Genomic DNA, 20,235 nt, shown 5'->3' on the forward strand with positions numbered 1-20,235 from the left:
CCATCCATGGCTGCCCCCCCCTGCTCACTGACCAGTTACTTATTCCGAAAGAAATGATTATGCAAGAATTTTTCAACGGCATGGCCGACATCCTGGAAATCGACGCCGACAAGATCGGTCCGCAGCTGAACCTGGGCGACTACGCCTGGGATTCGCTGGCCATCATTTCCACCATCGCGCTGGTCGATGACCTGTTCGACCAGATGCTCGATGGCCAGGCTCTGGCGCAGTGCGTCACCCTGGCCGACGTACTGGCATTGATCACCGTCAAGGCCTGAACATGTCCAGCCTGCGCCTCGCTTCGGGCTTGCCGTTTACCTCCGCACACCTGGCCCTGCGCGGCGTCGTCTGCGCCTTGCCGCGCACGGAAATTCATAATGCCGCGTTCGAAGAGCGCTTTGGCGCCGCCGGCGTGGCCGACGTGAGCAAGATGATCGGCGTGCAGTCGCGCCGACGCGCGCCGGAAGGACAAACCACGGCCGACCTGTGCCAGGCGGCGGCGGAAGCCCTGCTGGCAGACTTGGGCTGGGAACGCGACAGTGTCGATGCGCTGATTTTCATCTCGCAGACACCCGACTATGTGCTGCCGGCCACGGCATGCGCGCTACACGGCCGCTTGGGCCTGCACAAGGCTTGCGTGGCGTTCGACGTCAACCTGGGTTGCTCCGCCTACGCCTACGGCCTGTGGCTGGCGTCGAAAATGCTCGATGGCCAGGCCATCGGGCGCGTGCTGTTGCTGGTAGGCGACACCATCAGCAAGACGGTCGACGACAGCGACCGCGCCACGGCACTGCTGTTTGGCGACGCGGGCACGGCCAGCGCGCTGGAATTCGACCCCGCGGCAGCGGCCAGCTACTTCATCCTGGGCAGCGACGGCAGCGGCGAGCGCCACCTGATGATGGCCGCCAGCGCCTGCCGCCCCTACCTGGGCGACGATGCGCGCCTGGCGCAGCGCGATGCGGCCAAGCTGTACATGGATGGCGGCGAAATCTTCAATTTCACGCTGAAGAACATCCCGCCGCTGGTGGCCGACCTGCTGCATTTTTCCGGACGCGACGCGGAACAGATCGATGCTTTCCTGTTCCACCAGGCCAATACCTTCATGCTCAAGCACATCATCAAGAAAACCAAGCTGCCGCCCGAGCGGGCGCCCATCAACATGGACCGCTACGGCAATACCTCGAGCGCCTCGATTCCATTGCTGATCTGCACCAGCCTTGGAGAGCAGGCGCACGGCAAGAACGTGGCCATGTTCGGCTTCGGCGTCGGCTATTCCTGGTCGGCCGCCATGCTGCATCTCGGCTCGCTGCGCGTCAACCGCCTGATAGAAATCTGATCCCATGATATTTACTTCCGACATGCTCGCTGGCCAGCGCATTCTTGTCACCGGCGCCTCGTCCGGCATCGGCCGCGATACGGCACTGCTGCTGGCGCGCTGTGGCGCCCAGTTGCTGATCACGGGCCGCGATGCGCAGCGCCTGGAGCAAACCTTGCAGGCGCTGCCCGGCGAAGGCCACCTGGCTGAAACGCTGACGCTCGATGGCGGCGACCACATCGTCGACTTCATGAAACGGGTCAGTGCAGACCGGCCCTTTTCCGGCCTCTTCCACGCCGCAGGCGTGGAACTGCTGCGTCCCGTCAAGCTATCGAAATCACAACAGTTTGACGACGTCTTCGAGTCCAGCGTGAAAACCGCACTGGCATTGGGCCGCGCGGCCGCGCTGCGCGGCGTGATGCGCGATGGCGCGGCACTGCTGTTCATGTCCTCGGTGGCAGGTCAGAGCGGCCAATCCGGCATGAGTGTCTATTCGGCGGCCAAAGCCGCTATTGACGGCCTGGTGCGGGCCCTGGCCGTGGAACTGGCGCCGCGCGCGATGCGCGTCAACAGCATTGCCGCCGGCGCCGTCGCCACTGAAATGCATGCGCGCCTGACGCGCGGCCTGCCCGACGAAGCGATGCAAGCCTACCAGCAGCGCCATCCCCTGGGCTTCGGCAGCAGCGACGATATCGCGCAGACGGCGGCCTTCCTGCTGTCGCCGGCGGGACGCTGGGTCAGCGGCGCCACCTGGGCCGTCGACGGCGGCTACCTGGCACGCTGAAGCGGTACCCCATCCGCCCGATCACCTACTGGAAATTGCATGAAAAACATCATCGTCGTCGGCGCCGGCCGCTTTGCCCGTGAACTGCTGTGCTGGCTGGAAGACAGTCTCGATCCCGCCAGCGAGCGCATCGCCGGCTTGCTGGACGACACCTTGCCGGCCATGCCCGCGCTGGACGCCGACTATGCCTACCCCGTGCTCGGCAGCATCAGCGCCTATCAGCCGGCCCCCGGCGACGCGCTGCTGCTGGCGATCGGCGCGCCGCAAGCCAAGCTGCGCATCGCCGAGGAACTGGCGGCGCGCGGCGCACGCTTCCACACGCTGGTCCACCCGAGCGCCATCGTGGCGCGCACGGCCCGCCTGGGCCAGGGCGCCGTCGTCTGTCCATTCGCCCTCGTATCGGCCGGCAGCGACGTCGGCGACTTCGTCACCATCAACAGCTACTCCAGCATCGGCCATGACGCCGTGCTCGGCAAGGGCTGCACGCTCAGCTCCCACGTCGACATCACGGGCGCCGTGCGCCTGGGTGCGGCCGTGATGGTGGGTTCGGGCGCCTCCGTCCTGCCGCGCGTCGCCGTCGGCGAGCGCGCCACCGTCGGCGCAGGAGCCGTGGTGATGCGCCGCGTCGCCGATGGCGCCACCGTATATGCCCAACCGGCCAAGACCTTATGACTTCCTTGCAACAAGCACAACAACTGCGCGACGGCTTCTGGCACCTGCTGTGCCATCGCAGCGAACTGCCGTCCAGCGGCGACTATCTGAAGATGGAATGGCTGGGCGAAGAAGTGGTCGTGTATAACGACCAGGGCAATCTGCTTGCCTTCGACAATCTGTGCCCGCACCGCGGCACGCGCTTTTTCACGGAAACGCACGGCAACGCGCCGCTGGCCTGCCCCTACCACGGCTGGTCGTACCGGGCCGGCGCCATGCATATTCCGTGCCGCGAACGCTATGCGCAAGCCGACCTGGACAACGCAAAGCTGCACACGCTGCAACTGGACTGGTGCGCCGACTTCCTGTTCGCCGCGCCCGCCCCACGCATGACGCTGGACGAGCAGTTGGGCGACACCTACGCGCTGCTGGCCGATATTTCCTTCAACATCGCGGGCCGCAGCGACGTGAACGCCTATGCCTACGAGTGCGACTGGCGCATCGCGCTGGAAAACGCGCTGGAACCGCTGCACGTGCCTTTCGTCCACCCGGAATCATTGGCTGAATTGCAACTCGGCGATGGTAGCAACCACTTTACGCCGTGGACTTCCGTGTGGCAGGCGGAACTGGGCAACGCGTCCATGGCAAAAAAATTGCGCTCCATCAAGCGCCTGTTCCAGCTGGACCAGCAATACGAAGGCTATCAGAGCCTGTACCTGTTTCCATTTACCATGCTCTCGTCGACCTATTCGTATTCCTATTCGCTGCAACACTTCTTCCCGTCCGCGCAGCCGTGGCGCACGCACTTTTCCAGCCGCCTGCTCAATGGCGCCGCCAGTGCATCCAGTGCGGCCGCGCTGCAAGGCTTTTTCGATTCCAGCGCGCGCATGAACCGCCAGGTATTTGAGGAGGATCATGCCATCTGCAAACGCATCGCCAAAGATGCAGCCGACACCCCCCGCTTTGGCATACTGTCCAGCGACGAAGAGAAAATTGCCCACTTCCGCGCTTGTCTGCTTGCCGCCGGCCACTAGGCCGCAGTACAGGGGGGGCATGCCCCCTTGCTGTGGCAAGGCCGGAAAACAATTCAAAATTTTTCCTCAAAGCATTTAATTAAGGTGGCGGCGCGGTCGTCTTGTACTGGTAGGAGCAGCTAAAAGTCGCTCCTCACCGCAACCACCCAATTAGGAATGACACCATGCTGAGCCTTCACACCAACGCTGCCTCCCTGTCGGCACAAAATTCGATCACCAACACCCAGTCCAAACTGTCGACTTCGATGACGCGCCTGTCCACCGGCTTCCGCATCAACTCGGCCATGGACGACGCTGCCGGCCTGCAAATCGCCACCCGCCTGAAAGCGCAAACCAGCGGCATGACCGTTGCGATGAACAACACGCAAAACAGCACCTCGTTGCTGCAAACGGCTGAAGGTGCATTCGCCGAAGTGACCAACATGCTGGTGCGCATGAAAGACTTGGCCACCCAGGCAGCCGATGCCTCGTCGACCGCCAACGACAAGACCGCCATGCAAGCTGAATACAATGCACTGGGCCAGGAACTGTACAACGTCATGACCAACACCACGTTCGGCGGCACCAAGCTGCTGGGCAACGGTGCAGCCGGCAATGGCACGCTGTCGGGTTCGATGACGTTCCAGATCGGCGCCAGCTCGACGGAAAAAATGAGCTTTGACGTCTCCGCCAATCTGAGCACGCTGAATACGGCACTGGTCGGCTTGAGCACGAACTTCTCGTCGGCAGGAACGACGACTTCCTCGGAACTGACGACTTCCGCCAACACCACCATCGGCCTGCTGGCTGATGCCATCGACAGCGTCAGCACCGTGCGTTCGGCACTGGGCGCGACGGCTAACCGTCTGGACCACGTCAACACCAACTTGTCGAACATCGCCACCAACACCAAAGCCGCTACCGGCCGCATCATGGACACCGACTTCGCCACCGAAAGCTCGAACATGACGTCGTCGCAAATGCTGCTGCAAGCTGGCACCGCGATGCTGAAACAAAGCAACAGCATGTCCTCGATGGTCATGTCCCTGCTGCAATAATATGGACCTGGCCGCTTGCGGCCAGCCTCTCGAAGCCAGACTCCGGTCTGGCTTTTTTTTCGCGCGCTGCTGACGCTGACATGCAGCAACACGAACCGAACAGGCCGACGAAGCAACAAATACGATTTATTTTAAGAAATTTCCTTAAAGCATTTAATTAAGGTGGCGGCACGGTCGTCTTGTACTGATAGGAGCAGATAAATCGTCGCTCCTCACCGCAACCACCCAATTAGGAATGACACCATGCTGAGCCTTCACACCAACGCTGCCTCCCTGTCGGCACAAAATTCGATCACGAATACCCAGTCCAAACTGTCGACTTCGATGACGCGCCTGTCCACCGGCTTCCGCATCAACTCGGCCATGGACGACGCTGCCGGCCTGCAAATCGCCACCCGCCTGAAAGCGCAAACCAGCGGCATGACCGTTGCGATGAACAACACGCAAAACAGCACCTCGCTGCTGCAAACGGCTGAAGGTGCATTCGCCGAAGTGACCAACATGCTGGTGCGCATGAAAGACCTGGCCACCCAGGCAGCCGATGCCTCGTCGACCGCCAACGACAAGACCGCCATGCAAGCTGAATACAATGCACTGGGCCAGGAACTGTACAACGTCATGACCAACACCACGTTCGGCGGCACCAAGCTGCTGGGCGATGGCACCGCCGGCTCGGGCGCCACCCTGTCGGCGTCGATGACGTTCCAGATCGGCGCCAGCTCGACAGAGAAAATGAGCTTCGACGTTTCCAGCAACCTGACCTCGCTGAACGCAGCCTTGACCGGCCTGAGCACAAACTTCGCCGCAGCCGCATCGACCGGCGCTAGCGAACTGACCAGCACCGCCAACGCCACCATCGGCAAGCTTGCCGCCGCCATCGACAGCGTCAGCACCGTGCGTTCGGCACTGGGCGCGACGGCTAACCGTCTGGACCACGTCAACACCAACTTGTCGAACATCGCCACCAACACCAAAGCCGCTACCGGCCGCATCATGGACACCGACTTCGCTACCGAAAGCTCGAACATGACGTCGTCGCAAATGCTGCTGCAAGCTGGCACCGCGATGCTGAAACAAAGCAACAGCATGTCCTCGATGGTCATGTCCCTGCTGCAATAATATGGACCTGGCCGCCCGCGGCCACTCCATCGAAGCCAGACTCCGGTCTGGCTTTTTTTTCGCCTGCCATACCCTGCGTTTCCAGCATGTTGAACTAAATTGCCATCGCGTTTAACGATGTTGCCGGCATAGTCGCCTATACAAGGTAGAACACCGAACAATCGTCCACTGGAGCCGCCGCGTGCTGAGCATTCATACCAATACTGCCGCACTGTCAGCCCAGCGGGCCATGGGCTGGGCACAGCAAATGCTGTCGACGTCGATGACGCGCCTCTCCACCGGCTTTCGCATCAATTCGGCCATGGATGACGCGGCCGGCTTGCAGATCGCCACCAGGCTGAGCGCCCAGACCAGCGGCATGGCAGTGGCCATGCGCAATACGCAAAACAGTACTTCCCTGCTGCAAACGGCCGAAGGCGCATTTGGCGAAGTCACCGCCATGCTGGTGCGCATGAAGGACCTGGCCACCCAGGCAGCGGACGCCTCGTCCAACCAGAAGGACCGCGACGCCATGCAGGGCGAATACGATGCGCTGGGCGCCGAGCTGTACAACGTGATGACGAACACCCGCTATGGCGGCACTTTATTGCTGGGCAACGGCAGCGCCGGCCAAGGCACCTTGTCGCAATCGATGACGTTCCAGATCGGCGCCACCGGCAGCGAGACCATGCAATTCAACGTGGCGGGCGACATGGGCGCGCTCAATACGGCGCTGCAGACGATCTCGGCCAATTTCGCGCCAGGCGCCACGGCCGGCAGCGAATTTGCCAGCAACGGCAGCGCCAACGGCATGATCGACCTGCTGGCGGCGGCCGTCGACAAGGTCGGCAGCCTGCGCTCGGCGCTGGGCGCCACGGCGAACCGGCTCGGGCACATCTACAATAACCTGTCCAACATGGTCACCAATACCAAGGCGGCCATCGGCCGTATCATGGATGTCGACTATGCGGCGGAAAGCGCCAACATGACGTCGGCGCAAATGCTGCTGCAGGCCAGCACGGCCATGCTCAAGCAAAGCCAGAGCATGAGCAAGCTGATTCTTTCTTTACTACAATAGTTACCGGCAGGGCGCGATGGCGGATCTGATTAATATGGACCAGCAGGAAGCAGTGGCATGGCGATAGACCGTATTTCATCGGGCAACCCGGTTCCCCTGATTACCCAGCGCTTCGACGTCAGCCCCGCCACGCCGATGGTGCCGGGCGTGGTCCAGCCGCTGGTGCCCATCGGACCCTACATGGCGCCCGCGCCCGACGCCGGCACCCTGCCCGCCCAGCTGCAACAGCAGGGACAGGACAGCCTGGCGTCCCTCATCAAGCCGAATGCCGACGGGACGGGCGGCGCCATGCCGCGCGACAGCAGCGCCATGCAAGTCAATCAACTGTTCTTCACGCGCCAGCTGGTCTGGCAGCCGCCCGACGCCGCGCAGCTGGCCGCCTCGTGGCGCGTGATGGTCAAGACGTATGGCGAACAATATGCGGCCTTGCAGGAACAGGCGCGCGGCCAGCACGTGCCGGGCAACCTGTTCATGGCCGAGCAGCAACCGGCCCTGCTGCGCGAAGGCGCCCGCCCCCCACTGACGGTCGACAGCGAAGCGTGGCGCTTCGCCGTGTATGGCTGGGGCGGCCAGCGCCTGCTGCTGCGCGTGCTGGCCAGCGACGAGGAAGACGATGCAACGCCCAAGCGGCGCGGCAAGGTGGCGCTGCGCGTGGAACTGATCATCATCGGCATGGGCCGGGTGGTGATCCAGATGGAACCGTCCGGCGACGGCGTGCTGCTGGAGCTGGCCGCCGACGAGGAAGCCGCATTGCGCCATTTGCGCCTGGCCCTGCCCGAGATCGCCGACGCCGTGCGGCGCGCCGGCCTGCGCGTGGTGCGCTGCCGCCTGAACCGCCAGCTGCACGCGCAGCGCGTGCACGGCAATTACCCGATGCAGGCGGGCGCCGCCTCGCTGTCGCTGGCCCTGTTCCGCGCCATGGCCGAAGTGGCGCTGCTGCTGACGCAGCCGGAAGCGGAAGCGGCGGCCGATCCCGATGCGCCCGCAGCCCCCGCGGACGCGGCCGAAGAGGAAACCATCATCGTCTCGAAGGAAGTGGCGGCGCCGCTCGGTTACGACTATGGCGACGAAGAAGAAACGGCGCAAGGCCGCACCGTGCTGCTGCTGGCCGACGGCCAGGAGCACGACCTGCTGCCGCCCATTGACGAGCAGGATTGACGCAACAGAATTGATACAGCATAAAAAAAACGGCGCCCGCAGCGCCGTTTTTCTTTTCATGCCAGCGTTTTATCCCACCGTGCCGATGATGCTCACTTCGCGGTTTTCCGGGATTTCGTTGTACGACAGCACATGCAGGCCCGGCGCGAACAGGCGCGCATAGCGGGCCAGCAGCGGACGGATCTGCGGCAGCACCAGCAACAGCGGCGGCGTGGCCTGCTGCTTCATCTGCTCGCGCGCCACCGGCATGTTCACCTGCAGCTGCGACAGCAGGTGCGGATCGATCGGATAATTATCCAAAGTCACCTTGCCCGCCTGGCGCGCCTGGTTCAGCGAACCGAGCAACATGTTTTCCAGTTCGCCGCCCAGGTTAAACGCCTGCATTTCCATCTTCTGGCCGAACAGGCCGCTGACGATCTGGCGCCGCAGCGCGCAGCGCACCTCGGCCGCCAGCAAAATCGGGTCCTTGGTCGTTTCCGAACTGTCGAGCAAGGTGGTGGCGATGGGCACGATATCCTTCAGTGACACATTTTCCGCCAGCAAGACGCGGAACACGCGCAACAGCTGCGTGTGCGTGAGCGCCTTGTCCAGCGCGCCGGCGAGCTTGGGCGACAGGGCCGTCAGGCGTTCCATCATGTTCGAGACGTCTTCGTGGCGGAACAGTTCCGGCAAGTATTCGCGCACCATCTTCGACAAGTGCGTGGCGATCACGCTGGGCGCCTCGATGACCTGGTAGCCGAGACCCAGCGCATGCGCCTTCTCGCTTGGCTCGATCCACGTGACGGGCATGCCGTAGGCCGGCTCGATGCCGGGAATGCCGTCCAGCTGGCCATACACGTTCGGCGACGGGATCGCCATCAGGCGGTCGGCCTGCACTTCCGCCTGCGCCACCACGGTGCCAGACAGCACGATCGCGTATTGCGACGGCTTCAGGGCCAGGTCGTCGCGCACGCCGATATTCGGCAACAGCAAGCCCATCGCTTCGGACAGGCTCTGGCGCACGCCCTTGACGCGCTTGTTCAACGGTTCGCCTTGCGTTTTATCAACCATGCCGACCAGTTTATAGCCTAGCATCACCATCATCGGCTGCACGGCAGGCAGTTGCTGCCACTCCAGTTCGGCCGGGCGCTCCTCGCGCAAGGCTGCCTCGATGGCCGCCATGCCGGCCGCGTCGGGCCCCTTCACGCGCTTGGTCAAACGCCAGGCCACGAAGGCCAGCACGGCCGCAAACGTCATGAACATGAACCACGGCATGCCCGGAATCAGGGCCAGCGCCACCATCATGCCGGCCGCGCTGTAAATCACCGTCGGCGACGTCAGCACCTGGCCCGCCACTTGCTGTTCGAAGTCGCCCGAATCGCTGATGCGGGTCACCAGGATGGCGGCCGCGGCCGACAGCAGCAGCGCCGGAATCTGCGCCACCAGGCCATCGCCGATGGTCAGCAGTGCGTATTGACGGAAAGCGTCGCCGAACGACAGGTCGTGCATCAGCGAGCCGATGGCCACGCCGCCCACCATGTTGATGATCAAAATCAGGATACTGGCGACGGCATCGCCGCGCACGAACTTCGACGCGCCGTCCATGGCGCCGTAGAAATCCGCTTCGGCGGCCACGTCCTTGCGGCGGATCTGGGCTTTTTCCTGGTTGATCAGGCCGGCGTTCAGGTCGGCATCGATGGCCATCTGCTTGCCCGGCAAGGCATCGAGGGTAAAGCGCGCGGACACTTCCGAGATACGCTCGGCGCCCTTGGTGACGACGGCGAAGTTGATAATCATCAAGATCACGAAGACCACGATACCGACGACGAAGTTGCCGCCGATCACGACGTTACCAAACGCCTCGATCACCTTACCGGCCGCATCCGCGCCCGTGTGGCCGTGCAGCAGCACCACGCGCGTGGACGCCACGTTCAGTGTCAGCCTGAGCATGGTGGTGGCCAGGATCACCGTCGGGAAGACGGAGAAATCGAGCGGCCGCTTGGCCGATACGCTGACGAGGATGACGATCAGTGCCAGCACGATATTGAAAGTGAACAAGATATCGAGCAGCACCGGCGGCAGCGGCAGGATGATCATTGCCAGGATCACCAGCAGGAACAGCGGCGTGGCGAACTTGTGGCGGCGCATTTCGGCAACCAACCGGTTCAGGAAATTCATGAAGGTACTACCTCGCTCAAATGAGATGGCACGACCACCTCGGTGGGAAATGGGGGCTGGGCAGCGCGCTGCCCAGAACGGAATGCTTTCAGCTGCAGGATGTAGTTGAGCACCTGCGACACGGCCTGGTACAGCTGCACGGGAATCTGCTGCTGCACCTGGCTGGTGTTGTAGATGGCGCGCGCCAGCGGCGGCAACTCCAGCGTTTCAATATCGTGTTCCTTCGCCACTTGCCGGATATACAGCGCCATCTCGTCGACGCCCTTGGCAACGACAAACGGCGCCTCGGCGCGGTCCTGGTCATACTTCAATGCGACGGCGTAATGCTCGGGATTGACGATCACCACGTCGGCGTCGGGCACGGTCTTGCGCACGCTGCGCCGGCCGATCTGCTGCTGCAGCTGGCGGATGCGCTGGCGCACTTCGGGGCGGCCTTCGCTGCTCTTGTGCTCTTCCTTGACATCCTGCTTGCTCATGCGCTGGTTGCGGGCAAAGAAGAACGCCTGCGCCGGCACGTCGATGATGGCAAACAGGACAAAGACGGAAATGAGCGCCATCAAGCCGTCGAGCATCAGCGCCGAGCCGTCGAGCATGGCCTGCTGCAGGGGCCGGTGTTGCAAATCCACGTACTGCGTCAGGCTGGAGCGGCTCACATGCACGAGCACCATGCCCAGCACGGCGGCCTTGGCGATGGACAGGCCGAATTCAAAAGCATGCTTGGGCGCAAACAGACGGCCCAGGTTCTTGGCCGGGCTCAGGCGCTCCATCTTCGGCATCCAGTTCTTCGTGCTGATGACCCAGCCGCCAGGGATCAAGGAGCCGAGCACAACGAACAGAGGCACGCAAAACAGCGGCACGATCATCTTGATCAGCAAGCCCACCGACGTCGTAAACGCCATCGACATGGCATTTTCCAGCGCGCCCTTGCTGTCGAGCGGCATGAAAGCCATGGCGAACAGCTCGCGAAAGCTCAGCAGATAGCTTGGCAGCAGGTAAATGAAAACCTTCATGCTGATCAGGATGCCCAGCGCCGTCGACAGGTCGCGCGAACGCACCACCTGCCCTTCCTGGCGCGATTTCTTCAGCTTTTGCGCTGAAGCCTTTTCGGTCTTGTCGCCCGTGCTGCTATCCGCCATGGGCCACCCGCATCTGTTCGGCGATCATATCGAGCACGCGATTCGTCATGGCGATGTAGTGCTCGGGGATAAAGCGCACGATCTGCCCCAGCATCAGCAGGCCGAACACGGTGATCATGGAAAAACCCAGCGAAAACAGGTTCAGCGACGGCGCAACCCGGTTCAGGAAGCCAAAGCCCAGCTGCACCAACATGGTGGAAAAGACGATGGGCAAGGCCAGCAGCATGGCGGCGGCGAAAATCCACGCCACGTTATACGCCACCGTCTGCAGCAGCAGCGGCCCGTAGCCCTGCCCCACGGGCCAGGCCGTGAAACTGGCGCCGATCACGCCCGTCAGCACGAGGTGGCCGTCGATGGCGAAAAACACGATCATGCACATGATGGTGAGCATCCCCGTGATCACGTCCGACGAGGTGCCATTGAGCGGGTCGTTCATGACGGCCATGGAAAAGCCGACCTGGCTCGACACCAGGTAACCGAGCACCGACATGACGGACATGGCGAAGTGGAAGGCCAGGCCGAGGACGAAGCCGATGATGGCCTGCTCCAGGGTGGCGACGGCGGCGTGCAGGGAAAACGGATCGATCTTCAGCAAATCCTGCGAGATGCCCGACGCCTGCATCACGGGCAGCATCAGGATCGCCAGCACCAGCGACAGCAGCACCCGCACGGGGACGGGCACCATGGCGTCGCCGATCACGGGCGAGGCGCTGAGCATGGCCAGGATGCGGCAGAACGGCCACCACACGGCCAGCAGAAACGGCAGCACCTGATTGAAAATCTGATCCATGGCGCGCGGCGCTATCCGACCAGGGTGGCGGCGCGCTGAAAAATGGACACGCAATAATCCATCAGGTAACCGGCCATCCAGCGGCCGGCCAGGATCAGGGCCAGCAGGGTGACCAGCAGGCGCGGCAGGAAACTCATGGTCTGTTCATTGATCGAGGTGGCCGCCTGCACCAGCGCGACCAGCAAGCCCATGAGCAAACCGGGCACGACCAGGATCACCACCAGCAGCATCACGACGTGCAGCGCTTCGATGATCAGGTCGACGGCGACTTCAGGGGTCAACATGGATCAATAGCCCTGTATGCTGGTAACAAGCGTGTTGACGGTCAGGGTCCAGCCGTCGACGAGCACGAACAGCAGCAGCTTGAACGGCAGCGAAATCACCAGCGGCGAGAGCATCATCATGCCCATGGCCATCAGCACGGACGCCACCACCAGATCGATGATGAGGAACGGTATGAACAGCATGCACCCGATCTGGAACGCCGTCTTGAGTTCGGACAACACAAACGCGGCCAGCTTGACCGTGAAACTGTGGTCTTGCGGGCGCATGGTCGACGGTTCGCCGGCCAGGTGCGCGATCTGCGCCAGCGCGGCCTTGCTCGTCTGCGCCAGCATGAAGCGCGAAATCGGCACTTCGGCGATCTTCAGCGCTTCCTGCATGCCGATCTGGTCGCGGTCGTACGGCACGAACGCTTCCTTCCACACCTGGTCGCCGATGGGGCGCATGACCAGCAGGGTGAGGATCAGCGCGATGCCCGTGACGATGCGGTTGGGCAAGCCCTGCTGCAGGCCCAGGGCCTGGCGCAGCAGGGACAGCACGATGACGAAGCGGGTAAAGCTGGTCATCATCATGACCATCACGGGCAGCAGCCCGAGCAGGGTCATGACGACGAGGATCTGCATCTTCACCGACAGGTCGGTCTTCGCGCCCGGCACCACGCCGGACAGCAGGTCCTGCGCGCCAGCGGCGTTGCAGCACAGCATCAGAACGGGAACAGCCAGCGCGGCAGCCAGCGCGCCGCGGCGCCGGCTCAAGCCGGGTACCGCCAGCTTCATGCTGTCATCAGGTCGAGATTGAGGCCGTCGAGGTCGATGACTTTCAGGCCATAGTTCTCGCCGGCCACCACCACTTCGGCACGGCCGATCGGCGTGCCGTTGACCTTGATCACCAGCGGTTCGCCGGCCAGCATGTCGAGTTCGATCACGCTTTCCGGGCCGATGGCCATCAATTCTTCCAGCGAAATGCGGGCCGAGCCCACTTCCAGGGTCAGGGTGACGGGAATCTTGCGCATCATCTGCGGAATGTCGCGCCGCGCGCGGCCGTTGGCCACATCGGACACGTCGCCCTGGTCGATGATCATGTCATCGCCCAGGTCTTCCAGCAGGGTTTCGCTCTGGTTGGTATCGGTCATATTCATATTATTCGACATCTTCAAAGGAGGTTAAACAGAGCTTGCCCTTGTGTTCGGAAACAGCAGCTGTAAAGAGACGGGAGTCGTCGAGCATGACGTCGGTGCGGCTGAGGCTAACGGGAATCACGTCGCCCACGCGCAAGTCGAACAAGGCGCCCAGCTGCACCTGTTTGCTGACGAGCCGGCCTTCCAGGGTCACTTGCAGGCGCGACGCGAGCGGACGCACGCTGCCGCGCAAGGCTTTCTTCGCCTGCGCGCGCTCGGGCAGCAAGCCGCGCAGCACGTCGGCCATCAGGCGCTTGTCCAGCGAGAACCAGAACTGGCCGCTCTGCCCCGCCTCGACATCGCTGAGCGCCACCGTGACGATCCAGCTGCCACGTGCCGGATGCACGCCCGACTGCGCGGCGACCTCGGCACTGGTGTCGATGTCGCTGCTTTTGCCCAGGGTTTGCAGGTTCTTGTGCACGCGGGAGAACAAACTGTTCACCAACTGTTGTCCAAGCACCACAGCGAGGCGCTCTTCCGTAGCCGTCACGCGCACCTGCGCCGGATCGGGCAGCGCGCCCTTGGCGCCGGCACTACCATAGCGATAGTTCAGCACGCTCAAGAGTATCTGCCGTTCGAGGGCAAAGCCCGTCTGGCTGGCCGGCGTGGAGAAACTCAGCCAGCGGTTCACGCTGTCCTCGTTTTCCACGCGCGACAAGGTCACGGCATCGATCTGGAAATTCCCCCAGTAGCGGCGACTCATCGGCTGGCGCAGGGCCACGGCCAGGTCGTCGCGCAGCTGGGCGCCGAATACATGCAGCAAATGGACAGGACGTCCAAGCAGACAGGAATCGAGGACTTGATGGCGCACAGTTTGATCTGTCTTGGTAAGGATTGTCATGTAGTGGTCATGTCGGTATTGCGGTGGCAGAACAAATTATACGGATCGCCCGAAATTAAATACAGCATCATCTTGACCTGGCGTACCGGTCTGCAAGCAAACGATTGCGCATCGTATCGCATGCAGGATGACTACGGTGCTGAACAATACATGAAAAAGCTAAATATTGCCATGTATCAATATTCCTTGAGGCAATCCTCTCTTTACTTTATAGTTGCCGCGAGGTAAGCTTATAGCGACAAAATATAGATTTGCAGTGCGCCATTCCGCTTACCTGATTCCGGTTTTTATGGCAGTTTCCAGTCCCGCTTATTGCCACCAGAAGAAACTTTTATCAGATAATTATTAGTTGTCATGGCCATGTGAATCACGTCGGCGCAGGTCTGCCGGGTTTGTTTGAATCTGCTTGAGCGGATGGTGTGGCAACTGATAAAACTGATGGGCCCTGTAGGCGGGCCGGGCAAGATGGCGCGGGATGTCATGCCTGCCGGAATGGCAACACCAGTAATTTCTGATTGATACGTCACCGCATATTGAAAGTAGAGGGCACGATGAGCAACGAACTCGCAGGTCTGATCAAGGCCGATCTGGCAGCACTGAGCAATGACGCGCGCGCCCTGGGCGCCAGCATCGCGCCCGCCGCCCAGTTCGGCGCGCCGGAACAATCCGGCTTCTCCTTTGCGCAAAGCATGAAAGACGCCATCGGCAAGGTCAACGGCGATGACCGCATGGCGGCGCAGAAAATGAGCGACGTCGACAGCGGCAAGAGCGACGATATGGTCGGCGCCATGCTGGCCAGCCAGGAAGCGAGCCTGTCCTTCTCCATGTTGATGCAAGTGCGCAACAAGGTCATGGGCGCCGTCGACGAACTCATCAAACTGCCTCTGTAATCTTCACGTCCTGATCCACGCCCAGCCTCCCAGCGAAAGTTACCCCAAGTGATTACCCCCATGAAGTCCGCATTTGCGCGCTGGCGCCTTGGTGCCCAGCCCGCCATCCCGCCCGCCCTGCTGAAAAACCTGGTTCCCATCGTCGTGCTGGCCATCGGCATCACCGCCATGGTGACCATGTATGCCTGGCGCGACCAGGCCAACTACAAGCCGGTGTTTGGCGCGCGCGAAAAAGTGGCCGTGACGGACATGATGGCCACGCTGGACGCCGAACACATCCCCTACCGCCTGCATCCGGACAGCGGCCAGGTGCTGGTGCCCGACGCCATGCTGGGCAAGGTGCGCATGCTGCTCGCCTCGAAAGGCGTGACGGCGCAACTGCCGGCCGGCCTGGAACTGATGGACAAGAATGACCCGCTGGGCGTATCGCAATTCGTGCAGGACGTGCGCTTCCGCCGCGGCCTGGAAGGCGAACTGGCGCAAAGCATCATGACGATGGACGCGATCGCTTCGGCGCGCGTCCATCTGTCGATTGCGAAATCGACGTCGTTCGTCGCCAGCGACGGCGACAAATCGTCCGCCTCGATCGTCGTGGCGCTGAAGCCGGGCCGCACCCTGGCGCCGGAACAGATCGCCGCCGTCATCAACATGGTGGCCGGCAGCGTCGCCAGCCTGGCGCCCACGCGCGTGAGCCTGGTCGACCAGGGCGGCAACCTGCTGTCCGCGCACGTCGACCTGACGGACGGCTTCGACGCCTCGGCCGCCGGCAATGAAGGCGCGAAACGTTTCCAGGATGAAATCCGCCGCAACGTCACGGGCTTGCTCGGCCCCGTCATCGGCGAAGACAACTTCAAGCTCAGCGTGACGGCCGCCGTGAACAACGACCGCGTCGACGAAACGCTGGAAAAATACGGCGAAGCCCCGAAAGTGACGAGCGAAGCGATGCGCGAAGAGCAGGAACGCAACCGCACCGTGGCCGGCATTCCCGGCAGCCTGTCGAACCGTCCGCCGGCGGCCGCCGTACCGGCACCGGCCGACGCAGCAGGCGCCGCACCCGCCGACGGCGCACCGAAACCGTCCGACGACGGCACGGCCCGCAAGAACGCCACCACGCGCCAGTACGCCTACGACCGCAGCATCACGCAGATCAAGCGCAGCCGTGGCCGCCTGGAAAAACTCAGCGTCGCCGTGGTCCTCAACAGCGCCGCCGCACCGAACCCGAAAACGGGCTGGACTCCTGCCGAACTGGGCAATATTGAAAAAATGCTCAACAGCGGCCTGGGCATCAACGCCCAGCGCGGCGACAGCCTGAGCCTGACGGCGCTGGCCTTCCCCGCCAAGCCGCCCGTGGCGCAGTGGTGGGAAGAGCGCGATACCGTCGTCGATTTCAGCAGCTGGCTGCTGTACGCGCTGGGCGCCATCCTCGGCTACTTCCTGATCCTGCGTCCGCTGCTGCGCCTGCTGACCACGCGCCTGGCGCCGCCGCCACTGAAACAGCTCGACCCTGCCCTGGCACTGGGCGGCAGCGCCGCCGCCGGCGCGACTGGCGCGGCCGTTGCCGGCGCGCCAGCCCTGGGCGTGAATGGCACACCGCTGGCGCTCGAAGGCGAAGCCGCCGCCGGCAGCATGCCCGTCGTGCCGCTGCTGGAAAACTATGACTTGCCGCCACCTGGCTCGGCGGTCGACGTGATGGTCGACCACCTGAAAGTGCTGGCTGAAAAAGAACCCGAGCGTGTCGCCGAAGTCGTCAAACAATGGATGCAGAAAAATGGCCGAACTCAACAACAATAATCCCTCCGACGGCGCCGAATACGAAAGCGCCAGCCTGAACCCCGTGGAACAGGCTGCCATCGTGCTGCTGAGCATCGGCGAAGAACAGGCGGCCAACGTGCTGCGCTGCCTGTCGCGCGAAGAATTGCTGGAAGTCACGCAAGTGATGTCGCGCATGAGCGGCATCAAGGTCGAGTCCGTGAAAACGGCGATGCAGACCTTCTTCGACGACTACCGCCAGCAAAGCGGCGTGCACGGCGCCTCGCGCAGCTACCTGAAGCGTTCGCTGGACATGGCGCTGGGCAGCGATATCGCAAATAGCGTGCTGAACAACATTTACGGCGACGCCATCCGCCCCAAGATGGCGCGCCTGCAGTGGGCTTCGCCAAAATGGCTGGCCGAATACATCGTCAATGAACACGTGCAGATGCAAGCCGTGTTCCTGGCCTTCCTGCCGCCCGCGCTGGCCGGCCAGATCCTCGACGCCCTGCCCGTCGAAGGCCGCGACCTGGTCTTGCTGAACCTGGCGCGCCTGGACGAGATCGACCGCGACCTGCTGGTCGAGCTCGACGAACTGGTGGGCCGCTGCCTGGGCACGCTCGACACGCAAAGCACCAGCGTGGAAGGCATCCGCCAGGCGGCCGAGATTCTCAACCGCATGCCCGGCAACCGCGCCGCGCTGGTCGAACTGCTGCGCGCGCACGACCCGGAAGTGGTGTCGGAAATCGAACTGAGCATGTACGACTTCCTGATCCTGGCCACGCAGAGCGATGTCACGCTCACGCGCATCCTGGAAGACGTGCCGATGGAACAGTGGGCCATCGCGCTCAAGGGCGCGGAACCGTCGATCCGCGACGCCGTGCTGAAAACCATGCCGCGCCGCCAGGCACAGAGCTTCGAAGACATGATGCGCCGTTCCGGTCCCGTGCCTTTGAGCCGTATCGAACAAACGCGCCAGGAAATCATGGCCACCGTCAAGGGCCTCGCCGATGCGGGCGAGATCGAAGTGCAACTGTTTGCCGAAGCGGTGATCGAATGAAACACTTCCGCTCGTATCGTTTCCCGCCCCTGTCGCAATTCATCGCCGCCGGCCAGCGTGCCTCCAACGAGGACACGGACGGCCAGTGGCAGGCGTCCGTCTCGGAAGGCTTCGAGCAGGGCCAGCGCGACGGCTACGAAGTGGGCCTGGTGCAAGGCCAGCAGGACGGCTACGACACCGGACGCAACGACGGCATGGCGCAGGGCCGCGAAGAAGGCCGCAACGAAACCCTGGTGGCGCTGGACCGCCTGGCGCGCCCCGTCGACGCCATCCTGCGCGACCTGAAAAAAGTGCGCGCCGACTACCGCGAAGCGCAGCGCAAGGAAGTGGTCGACCTGGTGGCCAAGGTGGCGCGCCAGGTGATCCGCGCGGAACTGGCGCTGCAGCCGGTGCAATTGCTGGCCCTGGTCGACGAGACCCTGGCCTCGATGCCGCCCACGCGCGAGGAAATCGACGTCTTCCTCAATCCGGAAGAACTCAAACGCATCAGCGAACTCGATCCGAAGCGCGCCAAGCGCTGGAACCTGATCGCCGACGCGCGCCTCGACGCGGGCGAATGCCGCATCAAGGCGGGCGACAATGAAGTCGACGCGGGCTGCCATCAGCGCCTGTCGGCCTGCATGGAACAAGTCAGCAGCCACCTGGCGCTGGCCGCCGAACACGCAGACCAGGGCGCGCCTGCATGATCGCCGACACGCTGCGCAGTTTCGAGATCGGCGATATCCCGGTCGCGACACCCACCGGCCGCCTGGTCGGCGCGTCCGGCCTGCTGCTGGAAAGCGCCGGCTGCCGCCTGCACACGGGCCAGCGTTGTCAAATTGAAACTGTGAGCGGCGAGTGGCTCGATGCGCAAGTCGTGGGTTTTCGCGAAAAGCTGTCCTACCTGATGCCGTTCAAGAAGGCCACGGGCCTGACCACCGGCGCCAGGGTTCTGCCCTTGCCCGACAAGGCCAGCCTGCAGATCGGCCCGTCGTGGCTGGGCCGCATGGTCAATGGCCTGGGCGAGCCGATCGACGACCTGGGCCGCCTCGGCGGCGAACACATCCTGGAAGTCACGCCGCCAAAAATCAATCCCCTGAAGAAACAACCGGTGGTCGAGCCGCTGGACGTGGGCGTGCGGGCCATCAACAGCATGCTAACCCTGGGCAAGGGCCAGCGCGTGGGCCTGATGGCCGGTTCCGGCGTCGGCAAGAGCGTGCTGCTGGGCCTGATCACGCGCCAGACGGTGGCCGATGTCGTCGTCGTCGGCCTGATCGGCGAACGGGGCCGCGAAGTGCGCGAATTCGTCGAAAAGTCGCTCGGCGCCGAAGGCTTGAAAAAAGCCGTGCTGGTGATCGCCCCGGCCGATGAATCGCCGTTGATGCGCATCATGGCCACCGAACTGTGCCATTCGATCGCCGCCCACTACCGCGACCAGGGCAAGCACGTGCTGCTGCTGGTCGACTCGCTGACGCGCTATGCGATGGCCTTGCGCGAAGTGGCGCTGGCCCTGGGCGAGCCGCCGGCCACGCGCGGCTACCCGCCGTCCGTGTTTTCGAACTTGCCGCAACTGGTGGAAAGCGCCGGCAATGGCGCCCACCCGGAAGGCAGCATGAGCGCCATCTACACGGTGCTGGCCGAGGGCGACGACCAGCAGGACCCCGTGGTCGACACGGCGCGCGCGATTCTCGACGGCCACATCGTGCTCACGCGCGAACTGGCCGAGCGGGGCCACTACCCCGCCATCGACATCGCCGCCTCGATCAGCCGCTGCATGGCGCAGGTGATCACGCCCAGCCACATGCAGGCGGCGCGCGCGCTGAAAGCGTCGATGGCGCGCCATGCGCGCGTGCGCGACCTGATCCCGCTGGGCGCCTACGTGCCCGGCGCCGACCCGATCACCGACCGCGCCGTCCAGCTGCACGCGCCCATCGAAGCCTTCCTGTGCCAGGGCACCAAGGAAGAGGCGCCGATGGGGCCGTGCATCGAACAACTTGAACAGATCATGGCCTAGGAGCA

Annotated in this window: 21 protein-coding genes; 14 read left to right on the forward strand and 7 right to left on the reverse strand. The window is 63.2% G+C overall.

Annotated features, from left to right (window positions below; all coding sequences use genetic code 11):
* Nucleotides 1-59: 59 nt before the first annotated feature.
* The 9 genes from OX459_RS13270 to OX459_RS13310 all read left to right on the forward strand — a co-directional run bounded on the left by OX459_RS13270 (nucleotide 60) and on the right by OX459_RS13310 (nucleotide 8,155).
* On the forward strand, nucleotides 60-278 hold the full coding sequence (locus OX459_RS13270; protein WP_215409569.1) for an acyl carrier protein: 219 nt from the start codon (nucleotides 60-62) through the stop codon (nucleotides 276-278).
* Nucleotides 279-280: 2 nt separating this feature from the next.
* Nucleotides 281-1,336: a ketoacyl-ACP synthase III gene (locus tag OX459_RS13275; protein ID WP_289905380.1), complete on the forward strand. Its 1,056-nt coding sequence runs from the start codon at nucleotides 281-283 to the stop codon at nucleotides 1,334-1,336.
* 7 nt (nucleotides 1,337-1,343) lie between these two features.
* Complete coding sequence (locus OX459_RS13280; protein ID WP_289905593.1) at nucleotides 1,344-2,099, forward strand: SDR family oxidoreductase; 756 nt, start codon at nucleotides 1,344-1,346, stop codon at nucleotides 2,097-2,099.
* Between the two features lie 39 nt (nucleotides 2,100-2,138).
* Nucleotides 2,139-2,771, forward strand: coding sequence for an acetyltransferase (locus OX459_RS13285; protein ID WP_289905381.1), 633 nt, complete (start codon nucleotides 2,139-2,141; stop codon nucleotides 2,769-2,771).
* Nucleotides 2,768-3,784, forward strand: a complete 1,017-nt coding sequence (locus OX459_RS13290; protein ID WP_289905382.1) for a Rieske 2Fe-2S domain-containing protein — start codon at nucleotides 2,768-2,770, stop codon at nucleotides 3,782-3,784. Before OX459_RS13285 ends, OX459_RS13290 begins: the two co-directional genes overlap by 4 nt.
* Before the next feature lie 164 nt (nucleotides 3,785-3,948).
* Nucleotides 3,949-4,821, forward strand: a complete 873-nt coding sequence (locus OX459_RS13295) for a flagellin (protein WP_289905383.1) — start codon at nucleotides 3,949-3,951, stop codon at nucleotides 4,819-4,821.
* A gap of 243 nt (nucleotides 4,822-5,064) precedes the next feature.
* Nucleotides 5,065-5,940, forward strand: a complete 876-nt coding sequence (locus tag OX459_RS13300; protein WP_289905384.1) for a flagellin — start codon at nucleotides 5,065-5,067, stop codon at nucleotides 5,938-5,940.
* Nucleotides 5,941-6,121: 181 nt separating this feature from the next.
* Nucleotides 6,122-6,997 carry a flagellin gene (locus OX459_RS13305; RefSeq protein WP_289905385.1) on the forward strand — a complete coding sequence of 292 codons (876 nt, stop codon included), beginning with the start codon at nucleotides 6,122-6,124 and terminating at the stop codon, nucleotides 6,995-6,997.
* Nucleotides 6,998-7,054: 57 nt separating this feature from the next.
* Nucleotides 7,055-8,155: a hypothetical protein gene (locus OX459_RS13310; RefSeq protein ID WP_289905386.1), complete on the forward strand. Its 1,101-nt coding sequence runs from the start codon at nucleotides 7,055-7,057 to the stop codon at nucleotides 8,153-8,155.
* Nucleotides 8,156-8,224: 69 nt separating this feature from the next.
* Here the strand turns inward: OX459_RS13310 and OX459_RS13315 are convergent, their stop codons facing one another.
* Genes OX459_RS13315 through OX459_RS13345 form a run of 7 tightly spaced genes read right to left on the reverse strand, consistent with a single transcriptional unit; the run spans nucleotide 8,225 to nucleotide 14,538 of the window.
* Nucleotides 8,225-10,312, reverse strand: a complete 2,088-nt coding sequence (locus OX459_RS13315) for a flagellar biosynthesis protein FlhA (protein ID WP_289905387.1) — start codon at nucleotides 10,310-10,312, stop codon at nucleotides 8,225-8,227.
* Complete coding sequence (locus OX459_RS13320) at nucleotides 10,309-11,448, reverse strand: flagellar type III secretion system protein FlhB (protein WP_289905388.1); 1,140 nt, start codon at nucleotides 11,446-11,448, stop codon at nucleotides 10,309-10,311. The genes OX459_RS13315 and OX459_RS13320 overlap by 4 nt, the downstream gene beginning before the upstream one ends.
* Nucleotides 11,438-12,238, reverse strand: a complete 801-nt coding sequence (locus OX459_RS13325; protein WP_289905389.1) for a flagellar biosynthetic protein FliR — start codon at nucleotides 12,236-12,238, stop codon at nucleotides 11,438-11,440. The genes OX459_RS13320 and OX459_RS13325 overlap by 11 nt, the downstream gene beginning before the upstream one ends.
* 11 nt (nucleotides 12,239-12,249) lie before the next feature.
* Nucleotides 12,250-12,522: a flagellar biosynthetic protein FliQ gene (locus OX459_RS13330; RefSeq protein WP_289905390.1), complete on the reverse strand. Its 273-nt coding sequence runs from the start codon at nucleotides 12,520-12,522 to the stop codon at nucleotides 12,250-12,252.
* A 3-nt stretch (nucleotides 12,523-12,525) separates the two neighbouring features.
* Nucleotides 12,526-13,296 (reverse strand): flagellar type III secretion system pore protein FliP, encoded by a 771-nt coding sequence (fliP, locus tag OX459_RS13335; RefSeq protein WP_251349167.1) that lies wholly within the window; start codon nucleotides 13,294-13,296, stop codon nucleotides 12,526-12,528.
* Complete coding sequence (locus tag OX459_RS13340; protein WP_289905391.1) at nucleotides 13,293-13,658, reverse strand: FliM/FliN family flagellar motor switch protein; 366 nt, start codon at nucleotides 13,656-13,658, stop codon at nucleotides 13,293-13,295. The genes fliP and OX459_RS13340 overlap by 4 nt, the downstream gene beginning before the upstream one ends.
* 1 nt (nucleotide 13,659) lies before the next feature.
* Nucleotides 13,660-14,538 (reverse strand): FliM/FliN family flagellar motor switch protein, encoded by an 879-nt coding sequence (locus OX459_RS13345; RefSeq protein WP_257218649.1) that lies wholly within the window; start codon nucleotides 14,536-14,538, stop codon nucleotides 13,660-13,662.
* A 551-nt stretch (nucleotides 14,539-15,089) separates the two neighbouring features.
* Here OX459_RS13345 and OX459_RS13350 point away from each other — a divergent pair.
* Genes OX459_RS13350 through fliI form a run of 5 tightly spaced genes read left to right on the forward strand, consistent with a single transcriptional unit; the run spans nucleotide 15,090 to nucleotide 20,230 of the window.
* Nucleotides 15,090-15,428: a flagellar hook-basal body complex protein FliE gene (locus OX459_RS13350; protein ID WP_034787870.1), complete on the forward strand. Its 339-nt coding sequence runs from the start codon at nucleotides 15,090-15,092 to the stop codon at nucleotides 15,426-15,428.
* A 60-nt stretch (nucleotides 15,429-15,488) separates the two neighbouring features.
* Complete coding sequence (fliF, locus tag OX459_RS13355) at nucleotides 15,489-17,219, forward strand: flagellar basal-body MS-ring/collar protein FliF (protein ID WP_289905392.1); 1,731 nt, start codon at nucleotides 15,489-15,491, stop codon at nucleotides 17,217-17,219.
* Complete coding sequence (locus OX459_RS13360) at nucleotides 17,197-18,237, forward strand: flagellar motor switch protein FliG (protein WP_077403172.1); 1,041 nt, start codon at nucleotides 17,197-17,199, stop codon at nucleotides 18,235-18,237. The genes fliF and OX459_RS13360 overlap by 23 nt, the downstream gene beginning before the upstream one ends.
* Entirely contained in the window at nucleotides 18,234-18,923 is a 690-nt protein-coding gene (gene fliH / locus OX459_RS13365; RefSeq protein WP_034787861.1) for a flagellar assembly protein FliH, read from the forward strand. The genes OX459_RS13360 and fliH overlap by 4 nt, the downstream gene beginning before the upstream one ends.
* On the forward strand, nucleotides 18,920-20,230 hold the full coding sequence (gene fliI / locus OX459_RS13370; protein ID WP_251349169.1) for a flagellar protein export ATPase FliI: 1,311 nt from the start codon (nucleotides 18,920-18,922) through the stop codon (nucleotides 20,228-20,230). The genes fliH and fliI overlap by 4 nt, the downstream gene beginning before the upstream one ends.
* Nucleotides 20,231-20,235: the final 5 nt, after the last annotated feature.

Origin of the sequence: Janthinobacterium sp. SUN026 (genome assembly GCF_030397625.1) — a bacterium.
Taxonomy (GTDB): domain Bacteria; phylum Pseudomonadota; class Gammaproteobacteria; order Burkholderiales; family Burkholderiaceae_D; genus Janthinobacterium; species Janthinobacterium kumbetense.